This is a genomic window from Streptomyces sp. NPDC005728, from assembly GCF_040630895.1.
Classification (GTDB): domain Bacteria; phylum Actinomycetota; class Actinomycetes; order Streptomycetales; family Streptomycetaceae; genus Streptomyces.
Genome location: NZ_JBEXYL010000129.1, coordinates 1 through 19,184, shown reverse-complemented (window position 1 = coordinate 19,184; position 19,184 = coordinate 1). Strand labels below are relative to the sequence as shown.

General features: G+C 72.9%; 17 protein-coding genes and 2 pseudogenes. 9 read left to right on the top strand and 10 right to left on the bottom strand.

The features are described from left to right. From aspA to ABZ471_RS42850, 4 genes and pseudogenes are all read left to right on the top strand, one after another. A pseudogene (gene aspA / locus ABZ471_RS42865) lies at nt 1-435 on the top strand (aspartate ammonia-lyase); the annotation flags it as partial. A gap of 50 nt (nt 436-485) precedes the next feature. After that, nucleotides 486-1,424 carry a glutaminase gene (locus ABZ471_RS42860; RefSeq protein ID WP_359074538.1) on the top strand — a complete coding sequence of 313 codons (939 nt, stop codon included), beginning with the start codon at nt 486-488 and terminating at the stop codon, nt 1,422-1,424. Between the two features lie 138 nt (nt 1,425-1,562). Beyond that, a complete protein-coding gene (mptB, locus tag ABZ471_RS42855; RefSeq protein WP_359074537.1) occupies nt 1,563-2,957 on the top strand; it encodes a polyprenol phosphomannose-dependent alpha 1,6 mannosyltransferase MptB in 1,395 nt (464 codons plus the stop codon). Further along, nucleotides 2,954-3,838 (top strand): annotated as a pseudogene (locus ABZ471_RS42850) (glycosyltransferase family 87 protein); the annotation flags it as partial. The gene mptB and the pseudogene ABZ471_RS42850, both read left to right, overlap by 4 nt. A 224-nt stretch (nt 3,839-4,062) precedes the next feature. Here ABZ471_RS42850 and ABZ471_RS42845 read toward each other — a convergent pair. Together ABZ471_RS42845 and rho are read right to left on the bottom strand one after the other, a co-directional pair. Next, nucleotides 4,063-5,232, bottom strand: a complete 1,170-nt coding sequence (locus ABZ471_RS42845; protein ID WP_359074535.1) for a serine hydrolase — start codon at nt 5,230-5,232, stop codon at nt 4,063-4,065. A gap of 100 nt (nt 5,233-5,332) precedes the next feature. Beyond that, the gene (gene rho / locus ABZ471_RS42840) at nt 5,333-6,478 is read right to left on the bottom strand and encodes a transcription termination factor Rho (RefSeq protein WP_359074533.1); all 1,146 of its coding nucleotides are present in this window, start codon (nt 6,476-6,478) and stop codon (nt 5,333-5,335) included. Between the two features lie 962 nt (nt 6,479-7,440). Between rho and ABZ471_RS42835 the strand changes: the two genes are divergently transcribed. Continuing rightward, a complete protein-coding gene (locus ABZ471_RS42835; protein ID WP_359074532.1) occupies nt 7,441-8,688 on the top strand; it encodes a cytochrome P450 in 1,248 nt (415 codons plus the stop codon). A gap of 125 nt (nt 8,689-8,813) precedes the next feature. Continuing rightward, nucleotides 8,814-9,737, top strand: a complete 924-nt coding sequence (locus ABZ471_RS42830; protein ID WP_359074530.1) for a hypothetical protein — start codon at nt 8,814-8,816, stop codon at nt 9,735-9,737. Nucleotides 9,738-9,773: 36 nt separating this feature from the next. On the opposite strand, the gene ABZ471_RS42825 is transcribed toward ABZ471_RS42830, so the two are convergent. After that, nucleotides 9,774-10,172, bottom strand: a complete 399-nt coding sequence (locus tag ABZ471_RS42825) for a nuclear transport factor 2 family protein (RefSeq protein ID WP_359074528.1) — start codon at nt 10,170-10,172, stop codon at nt 9,774-9,776. A 99-nt stretch (nt 10,173-10,271) separates the two neighbouring features. On the opposite strand from ABZ471_RS42825, the gene ABZ471_RS42820 reads away from it, so the two are divergent. Beyond that, nucleotides 10,272-11,066, top strand: a complete 795-nt coding sequence (locus ABZ471_RS42820; RefSeq protein WP_359074527.1) for a class I SAM-dependent methyltransferase — start codon at nt 10,272-10,274, stop codon at nt 11,064-11,066. Here ABZ471_RS42820 and ABZ471_RS42815 read toward each other — a convergent pair. The 7 genes from ABZ471_RS42815 to ABZ471_RS42785 all read right to left on the bottom strand — a co-directional run bounded on the left by ABZ471_RS42815 (nt 11,044) and on the right by ABZ471_RS42785 (nt 17,219). Continuing rightward, nucleotides 11,044-11,787 (bottom strand): GntR family transcriptional regulator, encoded by a 744-nt coding sequence (locus tag ABZ471_RS42815; protein ID WP_359074525.1) that lies wholly within the window; start codon nt 11,785-11,787, stop codon nt 11,044-11,046. The two genes, ABZ471_RS42820 and ABZ471_RS42815, sit on opposite strands and share 23 nt — an antisense overlap. 130 nt (nt 11,788-11,917) lie before the next feature. Continuing rightward, on the bottom strand, nt 11,918-13,087 hold the full coding sequence (locus ABZ471_RS42810; protein ID WP_359074523.1) for a serine hydrolase domain-containing protein: 1,170 nt from the start codon (nt 13,085-13,087) through the stop codon (nt 11,918-11,920). A 222-nt stretch (nt 13,088-13,309) separates the two neighbouring features. After that, complete coding sequence (locus tag ABZ471_RS42805) at nt 13,310-13,714, bottom strand: nuclear transport factor 2 family protein (protein ID WP_359074522.1); 405 nt, start codon at nt 13,712-13,714, stop codon at nt 13,310-13,312. 25 nt (nt 13,715-13,739) lie between these two features. Beyond that, nucleotides 13,740-14,708 carry an acetylxylan esterase gene (locus ABZ471_RS42800; RefSeq protein ID WP_359074520.1) on the bottom strand — a complete coding sequence of 323 codons (969 nt, stop codon included), beginning with the start codon at nt 14,706-14,708 and terminating at the stop codon, nt 13,740-13,742. Nucleotides 14,709-14,919: 211 nt separating this feature from the next. Next, complete coding sequence (locus tag ABZ471_RS42795; protein ID WP_359074518.1) at nt 14,920-15,591, bottom strand: hypothetical protein; 672 nt, start codon at nt 15,589-15,591, stop codon at nt 14,920-14,922. Nucleotides 15,592-15,820: 229 nt separating this feature from the next. Next, complete coding sequence (locus tag ABZ471_RS42790) at nt 15,821-16,540, bottom strand: ferredoxin reductase (protein WP_359074540.1); 720 nt, start codon at nt 16,538-16,540, stop codon at nt 15,821-15,823. Nucleotides 16,541-16,613: 73 nt separating this feature from the next. Further along, a complete protein-coding gene (locus ABZ471_RS42785; RefSeq protein WP_359074517.1) occupies nt 16,614-17,219 on the bottom strand; it encodes a sulfite oxidase-like oxidoreductase in 606 nt (201 codons plus the stop codon). Nucleotides 17,220-17,387: 168 nt separating this feature from the next. Between ABZ471_RS42785 and ABZ471_RS42780 the strand changes: the two genes are divergently transcribed. Together ABZ471_RS42780 and ABZ471_RS42775 are read left to right on the top strand one after the other, a co-directional pair. Next, nucleotides 17,388-18,314, top strand: a complete 927-nt coding sequence (locus ABZ471_RS42780) for an NADP-dependent oxidoreductase (protein ID WP_359074515.1) — start codon at nt 17,388-17,390, stop codon at nt 18,312-18,314. Beyond that, on the top strand, nt 18,311-19,078 hold the full coding sequence (locus tag ABZ471_RS42775; protein WP_359074513.1) for a GNAT family N-acetyltransferase: 768 nt from the start codon (nt 18,311-18,313) through the stop codon (nt 19,076-19,078). Before ABZ471_RS42780 ends, ABZ471_RS42775 begins: the two co-directional genes overlap by 4 nt. Nucleotides 19,079-19,184: the final 106 nt, after the last annotated feature.

The window sequence follows — 19,184 nt, the reverse complement described above, 5'->3', positions numbered from 1 at the left end:
AAGGTCAACCCGGTGATCCCCGAGGTCGTCAACCAGGTCGCCTTCGAGGTCATCGGCAACGACGTCGCCATCACCATGGCGGCCGAGGCGGGACAGCTCCAGCTCAACGCCTTCGAGCCGATCATCCTGCACTCCCTGTCGGAGAGCATCACCCACCTGCAGAGCGCCTGCCTCACCCTGGCCGAGCGCTGCGTGGACGGCATCACCGCCAACACCGAGGTGCTGCGCGCGACCGTGGAGAACTCCATCGGCCTGGTCACCGCGCTCAACCCGCACATCGGGTACACGGCCGCCACCGACATCGCCAAGGAGGCCCTCGCCACCGGCCGGGGCGTGGCCGAACTCGTGCTGGAGAAGGGGCTGCTGCCCGCCGAGAAGCTCGCTGACCTGCTGCGCCCCGAGATCGTCGCGGGCAGCGGAGCACCCATGGCCTGACCTGCACGGACACGGCCGCGATTGCGCACCGGGACCGGCCCGGAGGCAGAATGGTGATCATGACAACGACGTCGTCCCTCACCTTCCTGCCGGTCCTGGAGCGCATCGCCGAGGAGATAGGGCGCACCCCCGGCCGCGGGCGTCCCGCCGACTACATCCCGGCGCTCGCGGCCCGCGATCCGCGCAGTTTCGGCATGGCCGTGGCCGAGCTGGACGGCACGGTCTACGGGGTGGGGGAGTGGCGGGAGCCGTTCTCCGCGCAGTCCATCACCAAGGTCTTCACACTCGCTCTGGACCTTGCCCGCGAGGGCGACGAACTCTGGGAACACGTGGGCCGCGAGCCCTCGGGCAACCCGTTCAACTCGCTGGTGCAGCTGGAGTACGAGAACGGCATCCCGCGGAATCCTTTCATCAACGCGGGTGCGCTCGTCGTCACCGATCGTCTGCAGACCCGTACCGCGGACGCGGCCGGGGAACTGCTGGCCTTCCTGCGGACCGAGAGCGGCAATCCCTCCCTGGACTTCGACGAGGACGTCGCCGCCTCGGAGACCGCGCACGGTGACCGCAACGCCGCCCTCGCCCACTTCATGGTGTCCTACCGCAACATCGACAACCCGGTGCCGGTCCTGCTCGACCAGTACTTCCGGCAGTGCTCCATCGCCGCCTCCTGCGCCGACCTCGCCCTCGCCACCACGTTCCTCGCCCGGCACGGCATCCGCGCCGACGGCACCCGGCTGCTCACCCGCAGCCAGGCCAAACAGGTCAACGCGGTGATGCTGACCTGCGGGACGTACGACGCGGCCGGCGACTTCGCCTACCGCGTCGGCCTGCCCGGCAAGAGCGGGGTCGGCGGCGGCATCATCGCCGTCGTCCCGGGCCGCTGCACGCTGTGCGTGTGGAGCCCGGGGCTGGACGAACGGGGCAACTCGGTGGCGGGCGTCGCGGCCCTGGACCGGTTCACCACGCTCACCGGCCTGTCGGTCTTCTGACCGTTCGGTGCAGTGGTGGCCGCGCGGGGCCGCAGAGGTCGTCGTTCCTCACGTGCCGGACATGTACGGGTCTCCCGCAGGAGAAGGGAGCGTCGCCTTCCGGCCACCCAGTGTTGACACGCTGACCCAGTGTTGGCCATGGCTTTCCCCTTCGATCTCCGCCGCTGCCAGGTGCTGGGCCTGGCCGGTACCGCTTTCCTGGCACTGGGAGGTGAGACAGCGGGCGCGCTGCCCGTGCAGGACCTCCTGGCACCTGCCTCCGCGCAGGCCGCGCTAGGACTGGTCGGGGTCTACTTCGGCGTCGTGCTGCTGATAGCGGCCTGGGTGCTCCTCGGCCGTCTGGTACGCGGTCCGCAACCGCCCACCCAGCGGGCCCTGCTGACGGTCCTGGCCGTCTGGGCGGTGCCGCTGCTGCTCGCGCCCCCGCTGTTCAGCCGCGACGTCTACAGCTACCTCGCCCAGGGCGCCATGGTCGACGCCCACATGGACGTGTACGCCCAGGGGCCCGCGCAGCTCGGCGGCCCGCTGGCCGACGAGGTGGCCCCGGTGTGGCAGCACACGGCCGCCCCGTACGGTCCCGCCTTCCTGGGGCTGGCCTCCGCGCTGTCCGGCCTGACCCGGGGCGAACTGCCCGCAGGTCTTCTCGGGATGCGCCTGGTCGCCCTGCTCGGCGTGGCCCTCATGGCGGCGGCGCTGCCCCGCCTGGCCCGGCACAGCGGTGCCGACCCGGCCGCCGCGCTGTGGCTCGGCGCCCTGAACCCGCTGGTCCTGCTGCACCTGGTGGCGGGCGCCCACAACGACGCGATCATGCTCGGCCTGCTGGGGCTCGGCCTGGTCGCCGCCCTGGGCAGGTGGCCCGTCCTCGGGGCGGTGCTCGTCACGCTGGCCGCGCTGGTCAAGGCACCCGCCGCGCTCGGCCTGCTCGCGGTGGTGGCCCTGCAGATCCGCACCCGCCGCACCCCGCTGTGGGCCGTCCTCACGACGGCGGCCGCCGCCGCGGCGACCACGGTCGCCGCCACCGCCGTGGCCGGAACCGGCTACGGCTGGATCCGCGCCCTGGACACCCCGGTCTCGCCGCACAACTGGGCGCTCACCAGCCTGCTCGGCCGTGCCACCGGCGCCCTGCTCGACCGCCTCGGCAGCGACCTGGCCCCGCTGGCGGTGCCGGCCTGGCATCTGTTCGGGCTCGCGGCCACCGCGATCGCCATAGGGCTGATATGGCTGCGGCTGCGCCTGCGACCGGTGTACGCGCTCGGCCTGAGCCTGCTCACGGTGGCCGTCTTCGGCCCGGCGATCCGCCCCTGGTACGTGCTGTGGGGCCTGTTCCTCATCGCGGCCGCCGCGCCCAGCACCTCGGTACGGCACCGGGTGGCCGCCCTGGCCGGTGTCCTGGCTCTCGCGGTGCTGCCCAGCGGCGGCCCGGCGGACGCCGGCCAGCTGGTCCTCGCGGTCTCCGGCGGTCTGCTCGGCGTGGTCGTGCTGTGGCAGGCCCACCAGGCCGCCCAGGCACCGGCGACGGGACGCACGGCATGACGGGGTTCTCGCTGCCGCGCACGGACCGGGGGCGCGCCCTGCTCGTGCTGGCGCTGGTCGCCGCGGTGACCGCGTTCACGGCGACCGTGCCGCTGCTGCGGGACTTCTTCGACCTGCGCGTCTACTACGGCACGGTGCACATGTGGGTGGGCCACGGCGGCCGGATCTACGACTACCAGGTCCCGGGGACTTCGTACGGCTTCACGTACCCGCCGTTCGCCGCGCTCGTCATGCTCCCGCTGGCCGCGCTGGGCCGGCACACCGCGATGGTGGCCTCCCTGCTGGTGAACCTGGCCGCGCTGGCGGTCGTCCTGCGGATCCTGGCCGGGGCCGGCTGGCGACGGCACGGCTGGTTCGGCTGGTCGCTGGCCCTGTGTCTGCTCGCGCTGTTCGAGCCGTTGCGGGACACCTTCAGCTTCGGCCAGGTGAACCTGGTGCTGCTCGCCCTGGTCCTCGGCGACTCCTGGCTGCTGTCGACCGGGCGGGGCCGCTGGGCCGGCGCCGGGATCGGACTTGCCGCCGCGGTGAAGCTCACGCCCGCCCTGTTCATCGGGCTGCTGCTGCTCGCCCGGCGGTGGCGGGCAGCCGCGGTGGCGACCGCCGTGGCCTTCGCGGCGACCGGACTGGCCGCCTGGGCGGACCCCCGTGCCTCCCGCTTCTACTGGACCGACGCGCTGTGGGACACCACCCGGGTCGGCCGCCTCGACTACGTCTCGAACCAGTCGCTCCAGGGTGTCCTGGCCCGGCTCGGCGACACGGACCGTGCGCTGTGGGGCGCGGTGGTCCTGCTGGTCCTGTGCGTGTGGGCGTGGCGTGCGAGCCGGGCGGTGGCGGCCGGGGACTGGACGGCGGCCTTCGCGCTCACCGGCGCCGCGGCTTGTCTGGTCAGCCCGATCACCTGGGTGCACCACCTGGTGTGGCTGCTGCCGTCCTTCGCGGTGCTGGTGCGGGCCGGGCACCCGCGGCTGGCGGGCGCCCTGTACGCGGTGCTGTGCACCAGCGTGGTGTGGCTCTGGTTCGACGACGCCTCCGGCATCGACGGCTTCCTCGGCAGCAACATCTACACGTGGGTCATGCTGGGCCTGCTGATCGGCCTGCCGGTCGGTCAGTCGCGCTCGGCCCGGCCGCCCTTGGCCCGCAGCGCCAGACACACGGCCCCCGCGCCGAGTCCGGCGAGACCCGCGACGGCCGCGGGCGACCAGTCCGACTCGTCGTCCCGCTCCGGGGACGTGGCCGCCGCGACGGGTACGGACGTCGACGGCCGGGACCCGGCGCGCAGCCCGTCCAGCGAGCCCACCGGATCCACCTGACCGGCCGCCGCGAAGCCCCAGTCGAGCAGCGCGCGGGCCTCCTCGTACACGGCGAACCCGCCGCCGTCCTGAGGGTTCATCACCGTCACCACGAGGGTGCGCCCGCCGCGGCGGGCGGCGGCGACGAGCGTGTTGCCCGCGTTGGTGGTGTAGCCGTTCTTGATGCCGATCAGCCCCGGGTACCGCGCCACGCCGTCCTCGCCGGTCAGCAGGCGGTTGGTGTTCTCGATGGCGTACGGCCATCCGTCGCCGGGGAACTGGGCCTGGGCGGTGGAGCAGTACCGTGCGAAGTCGGGGTTGCGCAGCCCGGCCCGGCCGAAGACCGCCAGGTCGAACGCCGAGGACACCTGGCCGGGGGTGTCGTAGCCGTCGGGGGAGACGACGTGCGTGTCCAGGGCGCCCAGGGAACGGGCCTCGGCCTGCATCCGGGTGGCCGTGGCGCGCCAGCCGCCGCCCAGGGAGGCGAGCACGTGCACGGCGTCGTTGCCGGAGCTGAGGAAGACCCCGCGCCACAGGTCGGACACCTGGTAGGTGTGTCCCTCCTCGACGCCGACCAGGCTGCTGCCCTCGCCCACGTCCTGCAGCTCCTGGTACTTGACCGTGTGCTGCATGCCTGAGGGCAGGGCCGGCAGCACGGTGAGGGCGAACAGGGTCTTCAGGGTGCTCGCGGGCGGCAGCCTGCGGTGCGCGTCGCCCGCGGCCAGCACCTCGCCGTTGCCTGCGTCGGCCACCAGCCAGGACAGCGCGGAGACCTCCGGCAGCTCGGGAGCGTTCCGATGCGGTCTGACCTGCGTGCCGGAGCGGTAGAGCAGGGACGGCCGCGGCACCGCGGCCCGCGGCCCGGGCGGTGCGGGATCCCCCGCGCGGTGTGCGGCGGCAGTGGCGGCCGGCGCGAGGGCCAGCACCCCCGCGACGCACAGGGCACAGGCCGACGACGCTGCCCGAGAAGAGAATCCGGTGATCATATGATCAACGTAGAAAAGGGGTGGTCGTTCGGCGCGGTGCCCGGGCCGGACGGTCTAACGGAGCAACCCGGATGCCGCACTCCGGGTGGACCGGCGGCGCTCAGCCGGAGGGCAGGGTCGGCTGGATGCGGCGCAGGAACGTGGCGTTGTCGGGGGTGTCCCGCATCCGCTCCAGCAGGGTCTCCAGCGCGGCCGGTGCGCCCTCCCGGGAGCGCAGTGCCCGGCGCAGGCCCCGAGTGGTCGTCAACTCGGCCGGGGTGAGCATGAGTTCCTCGCGACGGGTGCCCGTGGGGTCGATGTCCACGGCCGGGAAGACCCGGCGGGCGGCGAGTTCCCGGTCGAGCCGCAGCTCCATGTTGCCCGTGCTCTTCAGCTCCTCGAAGAAGTAGCCGTCGGCGCGGGAGCCGGTGTCCACCAGGACGGTGGCGAGGATGGTGAGCGAGCCGCCCTCCTCGGCCTGGCGGGCGGCCCCGAAGAACCGCTTGGGGCCGAGCAGCGCGCCCGCGTCGACACCGCCGCTCAGGGTGCGTCCACCGGCGGCGGAGGCGTTGTTGTGGGCCCGGCACAGCCGGGTCAGGGAGTCGAGCAGGATGACGACGTCCTCGCCGGCCTCGACGAGCCGCTTGGCCCGCTCGACGACCAGTTCCGCGAGGGCGATGTGCTCCTTGGGCGACCGGTCGAAGGTGGAGGCGTACACCTCGCCGCGCACCGAACGGCGCATTTCGGTGACCTCCTCGGGCCGCTCGTCCAGCAGGACGACCATCAGGCGGCATTCGGGATGGTTGCCGGCCACGGCGGCGGCGAACTGCTGGAGCAGCACGGTCTTGCCGCTCTTGGGCGGCGCCACGATCAGCCCGCGCTGGCCTTTGCCGACCGGCGCGAACAGGTCGGTGACCCGTCCGGCGAGACCGGACGCCGGGTGTTCGAGGCGGATCCTCTCGTGCGGGTGGAGCGGGGTGAGATCGCCGAAGTGGCGGCGGCCCCGGAGTTCGCCCGGGGTGCGCCCGTTGACGTGATCGATGTCGGTCAGGGCACGCTGTGCCCCGCGGACGCCCTCGACCAGGTCGCCCTTGCGCAGGCCGTGACGGCGGATCAGCGCGGGCGGCACCTGCGGGTCGGCGGGGGAGGGCAGGCAGGTCACGGCTCGCAGGTACCCCTTCCCGTGCGCGTCGATGTCGAGAACACCGGTGACGGGCCGGGCGGCCGGGGCCTGCTGTACGTGAGGGGGTTCGAGTGTGGTGGTCATGGACGGTCCTTTCACGGACGGAAGACATGAGGAAGGGGGGAGGGGAGCCGCGAGACGGGAGGGCCTGTGTGCCTTCGGGCGGCGGAAACGACACCTCGGAGCGAGGCGGTGATGAGAAGCTGCCGCGTCCGGGTCGGAAACGACGGACGGATCAGCGTGGAGAGGAGAAACTGGCACCGGCGCCCACTGGGGGGCGTACACAAGTGCTGAAAGCACCGTACCACTCGACGGCAGAGTACCGCTGTGATCCCGTCAACACGTCGATGGCGTGAGTTGTTCCCGTGGTGGGAAGAGAGGCAGGACACCCCATGCGCGCACTGATCGTCGGCCCCCGGGGCACCGGGTGGACTGCGGCTCGGGCAGGCCCCGGATCCCGTCCCTGGACCCGGCCAGGTCCTCGTGGAGATGCGACACACCTGGCTCAACGCGGCCGAGCTGTACTTCGCCCGGTCGGCCGCACCCGGTGACCCAGTGGGTCGCCGAGCCGGGAGCCGACGAGGTGGTGGCGGGGTCCGACACGGTGACGCAAGCCCGTCGACGTGGTGATCGACACCGTGGGCGGCGAGCAACTGGCCTCGGGGTATGCCCTGTTGGCGCCCGACGGCAGCCTGCAGAGCGTCGGCCGGGCCGCCGGACGCGCGGCCGTGCTGCCCGTCGGGGTCCACGCTGGGCTCCGTCCCCTCGAAGACCGTCATGTCGGTCTGCAACGGCGGCGGACTCACCGACCGGCGGGCGCAGTTGCGGTGACTGCTCGCTCTGCTCGCCGCCGGGAGACTGCGCGTCCCCGTCGGCCGGCGCGGTCCCTGGGAGAAGACCGCCGACGCGGCCGGGGCGCCGGCGAGCAGGAAGCTGCGCGGAAAGGCCGTCCTGGACGTCGGTGGACGCGCGACACCGCTCCGCACAGGGCCCCGTGGCCCTTACGATCGGGCTCGTTCCCGTCCTACGGCCGTCAGGAGAGCCCGGTGGAGCCCACCCCCGCCACTGCACCGCACCGCATGGATCCCTCCGGTGGCTGCCCGCACGCCGACAACGCCCGGCTGCTGGCCCGCGGTGCCGTGGCCCCGGTCGTGCTGCCGGGCGGTATCGAGGGGGCGGCGGTGCTCGGGCACGAGGCGCTCAGGGAGTTCCTCCAGCACCCCGAAGTCGCGAAGAACGCACGCCACTTCACGGCGCTGCGCGAGGGGCGCATCGCCGCGGGCTGGCCCTTGCTGACCTTCGCCACCGTGCAGGGCATGACCACTGCCGACGGGGACGACCATCGCAGGCTCCGTTCGCTGGTCAGCCGGGCGTTCACCCCCCGCCGGGTGGCGGAACTCCGGCCCCGGATCGAGGAGTTGACCGCCTCGCTGCTCGACGACCTGGCGCGGGCGGCTCGGACGGGCGACGGGGTCGCCGATCTGCGGGAGCACTTCGCGCTGCCCCTGCCCATGGGCGTCATCAGCGAACTTCTCGGCGTCGACGCCGGTTTCCGCGACCGGCTGCACCACCTGTCCAACCAGGTCGTGGCCACGGACATCGAACCGGACGAGGCGGTCGCCGCCAACCGCGAACTCGTCGCCGTCCTGGCCGAGGTCGCCGCCTCGCGCGCCGCACACCCCGGCGACGACCTCACCAGCGCCCTGATCGCCGCCCGCGACGAGGACGGCGACCGGCTCAGCCAGCAGGAACTCATCGGCACCCTGGTTCTCATGATCATCGCCGGCCACGAGACCACGCTCAACCTGATCACCAACGCCGTACGCGCCCTGTGCGGCCACCGCGAGCAACTGGAGCTGGTGGGCGCGGGCAAGGCGAGCTGGGCCGACATGGTCGAGGAGACCCTGCGCTGGGACGCGCCGGTCAGCTACTTCCCGTTCCGCTACCCGGTGCAGGGCCTGACCGTGGACGGCACGCTCATACCGGCGGGGACGCCCGTTCTCGCCGGCTACTCCGCCGCCGGACGCGACCCGGCCGCGCACGGCCCGGACGCCGACCGCTTCGACGTCACCCGGCCCGCCCGCGCCGACGCCGTACGCCATCTCTCCCTCGGCCACGGTGCCCACTACTGCCTGGGCGCCCCGCTCGCCCGCCTGGAGGCGACCGTCGCCCTGGAGCAGCTGTTCACGCGCTTCCCGGCACTGGACCTCGCAGTACCTGAGGACCGGCTCTCACGCCACTCCAGCTTCGTCGGCAACAGCGTCCGCGCGCTCCCCGTACACCTGGGCGGCTGAGCCGTACGACAGGCAGACGACGCCGTCCCGCTCCGTCTCCCGGCGACCCGCACCAGATGTCCCCACACCATAACGATCCCGGACGTCAGCGGACTTGACCGCCAACTCTGCACTATCGTCACGACATGTCCACGCCACCGCAGTCGCCGCAGCCGGCCGACCAGCCCCCGCCCGGACAGCCGGCACAGCAGCCCGCTCAGGCCGCACCACAGCCCGGGCAGCCCGCACCGCAGCCGGCCGTACCGCCGCAGCCGACGGCCTACCCCTACCCGAACCCGCAGTCTCCTCCGCCGGGGAACTTCTACGCGCAGCCCACGCTGGTCGGACAGCCGGCACCCCAACCGCAGGCAGGCGTGCCGGGGAACCCCTACGCACAGCCACCTCAGTACGGTCCGGTACCCGTACCGCCGCCCGGTGGCGGCAGCGGTGCCGGGCGGGCCGTGCTCTGGGTCGCGGTCGGCGCGGTCGTCGCGTCCGCCGCCTGGGCGGCGGGTCTGTTCCTGATCGCCGGCAAGGGCGACAGCGCGGACCTGCGCGGCTACGCGGCGCCCTCCAACATGTGCTCCGGCGCGGACTACTCCTCCTTCAAGGACGAGTATCCCGAGAACGGCTCCTCCCCGACGCACAACTCCCTCAAGGACAAGGCGCTGGACGAGAGTTACTGCAGCCTGGGCCTGAAGAAGACCGGCTCCTCGTACGCGGACGCCTATCTGTCCATCCAGGTGGACCTGCACAAGAAGTCCGATCCCGCACCGGAGTTCACGGCCACCTGGAAGAACTACGGCGACAGCCACACGGGGTACGACGTGAGCGCGGTGAGCGGCATCGGCGACGAGGCCTACCTCGTCAGCCAGGACACCACCAGCGGCTCCTCCAGCGGCTCCCGCTACGCCACCCTCGCCGTCCGCGACGGCTGGATGACATACACGATGAGCTACAGCGCCTACCTCAGCTCGTACGACCAGGACAAGGACCCGCCCGCGCTCACCGATGTCTCCGACTGGCTGAAGACCGACACCAAGGCCACGCTGGATCAGCTCAAGGGCTGACGGGCGCCGGTCGGCGTCCGCACCGGGCCGCGCCGTTCAGGCGGACCGCGCCTCCGCATCCTTCACGATCTGCTCGAACCGCGCGCCCATGGCCTCGGCGAGGGCCTGGGCGCCCGACAGCGGCCGGACCATGACCATGAAGTCGTCGATCAGGCCCTCCTCGTTCACATGGAGGAAGTCGCAGCCGGTCAGCTCCCGGTCGCCCACCCGGGCCGTGAAGACCAGCGCGTGGTCGGCGTCGTCCGGAGCGCCGATCTCCCGGACGTACCGGAAGTCCTCGAACACCTGGATGACCGCGCCCAGGATCGCCGCGGTGATCGCCTTGCCCGGGTACGGCTTGAAAACGGCCGGGCTGGTGAAGACGACATCGTCGGCCAGCAGCGCCTCGACGGCCTTCAGGTCGCCCGTCTCCACCGCCTCGCGGAACGCACGCATCGGCTCACCTCGCATAGTCAACTAAATGAATAGGCGCGGATGACAATAGTCAGCTGGGTGAGGCGTGTCCACAGCGGCGGAAGCCCCTAGGCTGACGAGATGTTCAGCCCCGAAGGCCCCACGCTCCGCGAACTGACCGTGCAGGCGCTGTCGTCCGTCGAGCGCGGATACGACCTCCTGGCCCCGAAATTCGACCACACCCCCTTCCGGACGCCCGACGCCGTGCTGGACGCGGTGGCGAAGGCGCTCGGCCCGCTCGGCCCGTTCGAGGACGGCCTCGACCTGTGCTGCGGCACCGGCGCCGGGACGGACGTCCTGGCCGGCGTGTGCCGGCGCAGCGTCACCGGCGTGGACTTCAGCGCCGGCATGCTCGATGTCGCCCGGCGCCGGGCCGCGCGTGCGGGCGGGGAGCGTCCGGCTGGGGCTGGGGCTGGGGCTGGGGCTGGGGCGCCGGGCGTCGCCTGGGTGCGCGCGGACGCCCGTGCCCTGCCGTTCACGGCCACCTTCGACCTCGTGGTCAGCTTCGGCGCGTTCGGCCACTTCCTGCCCCGGGAGCTGCCCGGCCTGTTCGCCCAGGTCCACTCGGTGCTGCGGCCGGGCGGCCGCTTCGCCTTCCCGGTCCTCGCCCCGCCCCGTCCCTCCAGCCCCGCGTTCTGGATGCTGCACGGCTTCGACGCGGTGATGCGGGTGCGCAACGCCCTGTGGCGGCCGCCGTTCGTCATGTACTACCGGGCCTTCCGGCTGGGCCACGTACTGGGGGAGCTGACCCGCGCGGGGTTCACGGTCGACCTGCACGTCCTGCCCGAGTTCGGTCGGCGCGGCGACGGCGCACCTCGCGTCCGGCTGGTCTCGGCGCGCACGAGCGACGTCCCTACCCCGCCGCCGGCAGTGTGAACTCGTAGACCAGCGCGTCCCGTTCGGCGTTCACCACCAGGTCGGTGATCTCCAGCGGGCGCGCGTACTGGTCGTGCACCCGCCGGGTCACCCGGACCGAGGAGGCGTCACCGACCTGGGTGATGGAGTCCCGGTGGTGCAGGGTCAGACCGGCCTTGCGCATCCAGTCGTAGGCCCGGCGCAGCTGCGCCGGAGTGGCCCCGTCGGCCCGGTCGCGGTAGCGGCCCAGCTCCGCGACCTCGGCCAGCGCCACGGTCGAGAACGACGTCACCGCCGTGCGCAGCGACCTCCCGTCGGGCATGGCCGACCGGTAGCGGTGCACCAGCGTCGGCCGGTGCGGGGCCAGGCCCAGCGCCTGCGCGTGCTCCGGCGACGGCGCCTCCCAGGTCACCGTCGCCCGGTCCACCGCGCTCAGGTCAGCCGGCCGGGCGCCGACCGGGAAGGTGAGCGAGACCGGGTCCTCGACCGGACGGCCGGGCAGCGTGGCATGGCTGCCGCGTCGGTCGGTGGTGACCAGGCCGCTGCGGCGCAGCGCCTCCAGTGCCTGCCGGACCGTCTCCCGGCTGACCCCGAAGTGCCGGGCCAGATGGCGCTCGCCGGGCAGTCGCTCGCCGGGCGGAACGGTGCCGTCGTGCAGTTCGTCGAGCAGTAGCGACGCGACCTGCCAGTACAGGGGCCGACGGTCGGTCTGCGGGGGATCGTGCGGGGTGGTGCGGGCCATGCCGCGCCTCCTGTTGGTGACAAGACGTAGCCGTGCGGGCTCATTGCGCGACCACATCTAGCATTGGTCTAAACCACAAGGGAAGAGCGGCCCGGCGGTTCGGCCGAAACCCACCCGCGCGACCCGGGCGTCACAGGGCGTCGTAAAGGGCGTTCACCAGCGCCATCTTGCGTGGATCATCCGCGATGTGCGGGCCCATCCGGTTCATCGCGTAGCCCAGTGAGAGGCCGGCCTCGGGGTCGGCGAGCCCGCAGGAACCGCCGAACCCGTCGTGTCCGAAAGCCCGCGGATTCGGTCCGTACGATCCGTTGGCCCCGCTGAGCCACAGTCCGAGCCCGATCTCCGTCTCACTCTCGAAGCCCGCCCCCAGGACCAGGTCACGGCAGCTGCCCTGCCCCTCGCGCACCCGCTCGGCGGCCTCCGGTGACAGGAGCCGCCGGCCGCCGTAGGAACCGCGGCCGGCGAAGACGCCGTACAGCGCGGCGACCGCCCGTGCGGTGCCGTGCCCGTTGGCCGCCGGGATCTCCGCGGCCCGCCACTCGGGTGTGTTCGCCTGTGCCGCGCCCACCAGTGGATTGGCCAGTGCGGCGAGTGCGGCGGGTGTCAGCTGGCCGAAAATGCGGGCCTGTTCGCTGGTGTCCACAGCCCTTGGATGCACCAGCTCGGCCGTCCGGCCGGACTCCTTCTCCGGCAGGCCGATGGTGAAGTCGACGACCCCGAGCGGGCCGGTCACCTCACGCTCGAGGAACGCCCCCGGCCGCAGTCCCGAGACGCGCCGTACGACCTCGCCGACCAGGAAGCCATAGGTCAGCGCGTGATACCCGGACCGGGTGCCCGGCTCCCACCACGGCTCGGTCGCGGCCAGTCGCCCGGTCGTCAGCTCCCAGTCGTAGAGCTGTTCGACGGAGTGCGGCTCCCTGAGGCCGGACAGCCCGGCGCGGTGCGACAGCAGGTGCCGTACGAGGACCTGCTCCTTGCCCGCCGCCGCGAATTCCGGCCAGTACGCGGCCACCGGCCGGTCGAAGTCGAGCAGGCCCCGGTCGGCGAGGAGATGCACGCAGAGCGCCACCGGACCCTTGGTGGTCGACCACACGTTGACCGGCGTGTCCCGCTCCCACGGCCGGGTGCGGGCCGCGTCCGCCCAGCCGCCCCACAGGTCCACCACCGTCGCGCCGTCGACGGTCACCGCCACCGCGGCGCCCAGTTCGCCCCGCTCCCGGAAGTTCTCCTCGAACGCCTCCCGCACCGCCGCGAAGCGTGCGTCGCAGTGGCCGTGAACCTGTGCCTCGTGTGCGGACATCGGACCTCCGTCGTCACCGGAAGCCCGGGCCGCGGCGCTGCGACCCGGGCACCCCGAACGTACCGACTGGTCGGACTGGAGGGAAGGAGGTGGGCGGGCCCGGCAGGGGCGGGGCAGGCGGGCAGAGGTGGTGGCCGGCGGCCTGGGGCAGTGGTCGGCGGCCCGGGCCGATCAGCGCAAGAGGTGGATCAGCGGAAGGGGCGGATCGGCGGAAGAGGTGGATCAGAGGAAGAACAGCCGGCCCGCCGGCTCCTGGCGGCCCTCGGCGGTGTGCCAGTAGTCCCGGCTCTCGACGGCCCGCCCCTCCGCGTCGAACCGTACGAACACACAGCCCGCCAGGGTGGACGCGGCGCCGCCCTCCTCGCTCAGCACCCGGAACTCGGCCACCGCGACCCCGCCCGGCCCCACCAGGGGCGGGGAGAACCGCACGTCGCCGACCTGCTCCTCGGCGAACGACCAGCGCAGATACGCGGCCAGCTCGTCCCGGCCCCGGTGCGGCTCGCGGAACGGCATCGACCGGTGCACGCAGTCCTCGTCGTACAAATCGACCAGCGCACCCACGTCGTGCGCGGTCCAGGCCCGTTCCCAGACGCGGACGAACCGCTCGGCGGCCTCGCGTGTGTCCATGCCCATGCCCCTCCCGTCCGTCCCCTCAGGCGTACGACAGCAGCCAGCGCAGCTTGCGCTCCTCCTGGAACGGCCCGCCGCCCTCATGGTCGTTGAAGTCGTACACCTCGATCACCTTGACCTCGTGCGCCCAGGCGTTGAACGCCGCGAACACGGTCGACGGCGGGCAGGTCTGGTCCTCCAGGGCCGCCGAGAAGAGGGCCGGAGCCCGGCCGCGCGCCGCGAAGTGCACGCCGTCGAAGTAGGAGAGGTTGCGCAGCACATCTGCCGCACGACCCCGATGCGTCTTCAAGAACATGCCGATCTCCCGGTACGGGTGACGGTCCGTCACCGTCGTGGCACGCGGGAAGTCGCACAGGAACGGCACGTCCGGGGCGACCGCGACCAGATCGGGAACCAGCCCGCCGACGGCCAGGGTGACGCCGCCGCCCTGGCTCTCGCCGATCACCACGGTCCGCGTCGCGTCGGTGAGCGGATGCGAGCGGGCCGCCTCCACCGCGCGTACAGCGTCCGTGAACACACGGCGGTAGTAGTAGTTCTCGGGCGCGTCGATGCCCCGCGTCATGAACCCGGGATAGGCGGGCGCCGCGCCCACCGGGTCCGCCGTGCCGCCCCCGCCGCCCCACGCGCTGCCCTGCCCGCGCGTGTCCATCACGAAGTGGGCCCGGCCCGTCGACGCCCACAGCAGCTTCTCGTGCGGCAGCCCGCGCCCGCCGCCGTAGCCGATGAACTCCACCACCAGCGGCAGCGGTTCGGTGGCGCCGGCCGGCAGGCGCAGCCAGCCCTTGACCGGGTGGCCGCCGAACCCGGCGAACGTCACGTCGTACACCTGCACCGTGGACAGCCCGGTGTCCACCGGCTCGAAGCGGGCGTCCAGGTCGTGCGCGCGTGTCTCCTTGAGCGTCTGGCTCCAGAAGGCGTCGAAGTCCTCGGGCGCGCCGGACTCGCTCCGGTACGCGCGGAGTTCGTCGATCGGGAGGTCGAACAGGGCCATCGACTACCGCCTTTGTGGAGGGGGAGTGAAGGAAGACTGCGTTTCTCACCGTACGTGGATGATCGGATGACTCGCCAGGCCCATGCGTGGAACGGACCCGGCTCGTTGTCACGGGCACGCGCTCACTGTGCTGGCCAAGGAGGAGAAATCGCTTGCTGCGAGCGCTCGGCGGGGTGATCGCCGGTGTCCCGGTGATCGGGTCACCTGCCGGTCAGGTCCTCGGCTGCGTCCACTTCGGTCCCGTGCGCGCCCACTCCTGCTCCCACTCGGCGAGCCGGTGGCGCAGCGCGATCCGGCGCTCCACGGCGTGTCCGAGCAGGACCACGCCCGCCGCGCCGCCCGCCGCGCACAGGCCGACGGTGACGGTGTGCTGCCAGACCGCGACATCGTCCGGCGGCGGGGCGACACTGCGACCCTGGGCGTCGAACCACACGGTCACCACATCGCCTGCCCTGGTGCCCGCCGGGACGCGGGCCAGTGCGGTACGGGTCCCTTTGCCCGGCTCGGTCCACCGGACGTGGGCACGGTAGGCGTGCTCGGGGTCGCCCTGCACCGTGGGCAGCCGCTCGGGCGTGTTGGCGATCACAGCGGCCCGCACCTGATGCCGTTGGGACCGCTGCGTCACCGCGAGCGAGCGCGCATCGTCATGGGCATGCAGGCCGGCCGCGATCCCGGCCAGGGGTGCGACCACGAACAGCAGGACGGCGGCGATCAGCACCGCCCACGCCTCCACGACGTCCGACCGGCGTCGCAGCGGATTGCGTCGCCAGCGCCAGCCGCGCACCTGGGTACGCATGTCCACCTCCTCGCCGCCGAGGGCGGAGGGCCGGGCGAGCCGGGGCACCGGCAGTCCGCCCCCGCTGCCGCACACGAGCGTGCACACCCGTCTTGTACCCCGTACAACGCGCCTCGCTCACGCCGCCTACCGCGACTTCAAGCCCTCATGGAGCACGGCACGCGGCACGCGCCCCATGACTGCGCGAGCGTGCCGTGTACGCGTCCCGCGCGCCCGGCGGGTGTCGTCCGGATCATGTCGGCAGGCGGTGTCCGGCACGCTCCTGTGGGCTTGCCGGGCGCCCTTGACTGCCGGCCGACCGAGCCGCGGACAGGCCCTAGCCGAAGCGTTCGATGCGGATCCGCTCGACCGGCTGGCCCGCCTCGACCAGCAGGCGGGAAGTGTGTTCGGCGAACCCGTTGGAGCCGCACACATAGGCCTCCCACCCACCCTCAGGCTGCTCGGCCAGGAGCGGCGCCACATGTGCGGCCGCCATACGACCCACCGGCACCCCTGTGGGGGCACTGCGCGTGAAGACGGTCGTCGTCTCCGTTCCCAGTTCGCCCGCGTAGATCAGCTCCTCCGGGCTGCGCGCGGACACCAGCATCCGCAGCGGCACGACGAGACCCCGCGCCCGGTGGTGCCGCACCATCGACATCAGCGGTACGACCCCGGAACCGGCCCCGAGCAGCAGGGCGGGCCGGTCGCCCGGCCAGGCGAAGAAGCCGCTCAGCGGGCCGCGCACCTCGACCGTGTCACCGGGCCTGGCCACCGTGTGGAACCAGCCCGAGACCTCGCCGTCCGGTACCCGGTCCAGGGTCAGCTCGATGTGGCCGGAGTCGTCCGGTGCGGACGCGATCGAATAGTGGCGCTGGGCCACATAGCCGTCCGCCGCGGTCAGCCGCAGCAGCAGGTGCTGCCCGGGCAGGTGTCCCGCCCAGTCCGGCACGGCGAGCCGGAACGTGGCCGTGTGCGGCGTCTCCCGCCGGATCCCGGTCAGGGTGGCCGTCTGCCACAGCGTGGCCGACTGTTCGCTCACGGCGATGCGTCCGGGCACGGCGAAACGGGTCCGGGGGACTGCCGGGGAGGTCTGGGGGACGGCCGGGACGAGGGAGGCCGTGGTCACTGTCTCAGTCACCGGAGTACCGCTGCTCCTCCCACGGGTTGCCCCGCTCGTGGTAGCCGTTGCCCTCCCAGAATCCCGGCTCGTCGTGGTCGAGGAGGGTGATGCCGGCGATCCACTTGGCGCTCTTCCAGAAGTAGAGGTGCGGTACCAGCAGCCGCGCCGGACCGCCGTGCTCGGGGGCGAGCGGCCGGCCGTCGTACTCCCAGGCGATCCAGGCGCGCCCGCCGGTGAGATCCGCGAGCGGCAGGTTCGTGGTGTAACCCGTGTGTGAATAGGCGATCGCATGGGTGGCGGACACATGTGGCCGGACCATGTGGACGAACGTGTCCAACGAGACGCCGCCGAACCGCACCCCGAACTTCGACCAGCTGGTCACACAGTGGATGTCACCCTCGTACGACGAGGTGGGCAGGGCCTGCGCCTGCTCCCAGTCCCAGGTGTGCGGCTGCTCCACCAGTCCGTCGATGCGGAAGGACCAGTCGGCGGGCGTGAGGTCGGGGGTGACCTCGGCGGACAGGACGGGCCAGTTGTCCCCCGCGTCGTACTGCCCCGGTGGCAGTCCTGGATGGGCGACGCGCGGGCGACCCGTGAAGCCTCGGGTGACGTTCATGCTTCAACCGTACGCTCTCGGCTTGGGTGCTCCGTCCCAGGTCAGCGCCCCGACCATTGCGGCCGTATGAACTCTGGACGGGACGGGAATAGCCGCCCCGCGCTCCTCCTTGGCGCTGAGTACCGGCCGTGCGCCGGTGAGACAGCACGACGGAAGCGAGGAATGAGGATGCCCAAGGCGTACGTCTTCACGCGGTACGGCGGCCCGGAGACCGAGGCGCTGACCGACGTGGCAAGACCGAGCCCCGGCCCGGGTCAGCTCCTGGTCGCCGTCCGGGCGGCGGGGGTGAACCCGGTCGACTGGAAACTGCGCACCGGATACCGGCGCCCCGGCGAGAGCGGCGAACGGGTCTTCCCCGCGGTCTTCGGCAGCGAGGCCGCCGGCGTGGTCGAGGAGGTCGGCGCGGGCGTGACCGGGTTCGCCGTCGGCGATGCGGTGTTCGGCAACACCGTCGACGGTGCCTACGCGGAGTACGCCCTGCTGGCCGCCGCGGTGACCGCGCACAAGCCGGCCGGGCTGTCCTTCACCGACGCCGCCACCCTGCCGGTCGCCGCGGCCACCGCCTACGACGGCATCCGCCAGCTCGGCCTGGCCGAGGGCGCGACCCTGCTGGTGACCGGCGCCGGCGGCGGGGTCGGCGCCGCGGCCGTGCAGATCGCCCGTGCCTTCGGGGTGCGGGTCGTGGGCGTGGCGAGCGAGCAGAAGAAGGACTTCGTGGCGTCACTGGGTGCGGTGCACGTGGCCGGCGGCCCGGACCTGGCCGACCGCGTGCGCGCCACTGTCCCCGGGGGCGTCGACGCGGTGTTCGACCTGGTGGGCGACCGGACGCTGGCCGAGGCGGCCGCCCTGCTCGCCGACCGGACCAAGCTGATCACCGCCGCAGCCCCGCCCGCGACCGTCGCCGAGCTGGGTGGCTCCCGGGTCGTGCGCGCTCGTACCGCCGCCGTCCTGGACGCGGTGGCCGCACTCGTGCTGCGCGGGGCCCTGGACCCGCACATCACCCGCACCTTTCCGCTCGACCTGGCCGAGGAGGCCCTGCGCACCGTCGAGGACGGGCACGCCCTAGGCAAGATCGTGATCGAGGTGGCCGCATGAGCGACCTGCCCGGCGCCCGCTCCGGAGCGGCCGGCCACGAGCCGACCGCGGCCCCGCACGTCCTCGACAACCCCGCCCTCGCCTCCCTGACCGGCCCGCACGCCCACTTCGCCGAGCGGCGCGGCCGCGTGCTGCGCTACCCGCTCGACGTCTCGCCGTGGCAGGCCCTGCCCGACGAGCCGGACGCGGACGACTGGGCCGACCTCGCCGCGCTGGCCGGCCCCGGCGCCGAGGTGCCGCTGGCCGGCTACTGCGGGGAGGTGCCGGACGGCTGGGAGGTGACCTTCCGGGTCGAGGGCGTGCAGCTCGTTGACGACGGCCTCGCCGCCGCTCCGGACGCGGAGGCGGTCCGCCTCGGTCCGGCCGACGTACCGGAGATGCTCGATCTCGTGGCGCGCACCGAGCCTGGCCCCTTCCTGCCGCGCACCGTCGAACTCGGCACCTACCTGGGCATCCGCCGCGAGGGCGCCCTGATCGCCATGGCGGGGGAGCGGCTGCACCCGCCGGGCTGGACCGAGATCAGCGCGGTCTGCACCGACCCGGCCTTCCGCGGCGAGGGCCTGGCCACCCGGCTGATCCTCGCGGTCGCGCACGGCATCCGGGAGCGCGGCGAGACCCCGTTCCTGCACACCAGCGCCCGCAACACCAACGCCATCCGGCTGTACGAGTCCCTCGGCTTCCGGCTCCGCCGCCACACGGCGTTCCTCGCGGCCCGCGTCCCCGAGCACGTGCCGGACGACCGGGCTGCCGTCCCGGTGCCCTAGGAAGGCGCCTGTTTCAGTCGGGGTCGGCGGTCTTCGCCGGCCCCGTGTTGTACCGCTCCAGATACCGGGCGAACCGCATCAGGTCCTCCTCCGGCCAGTCGGCGAG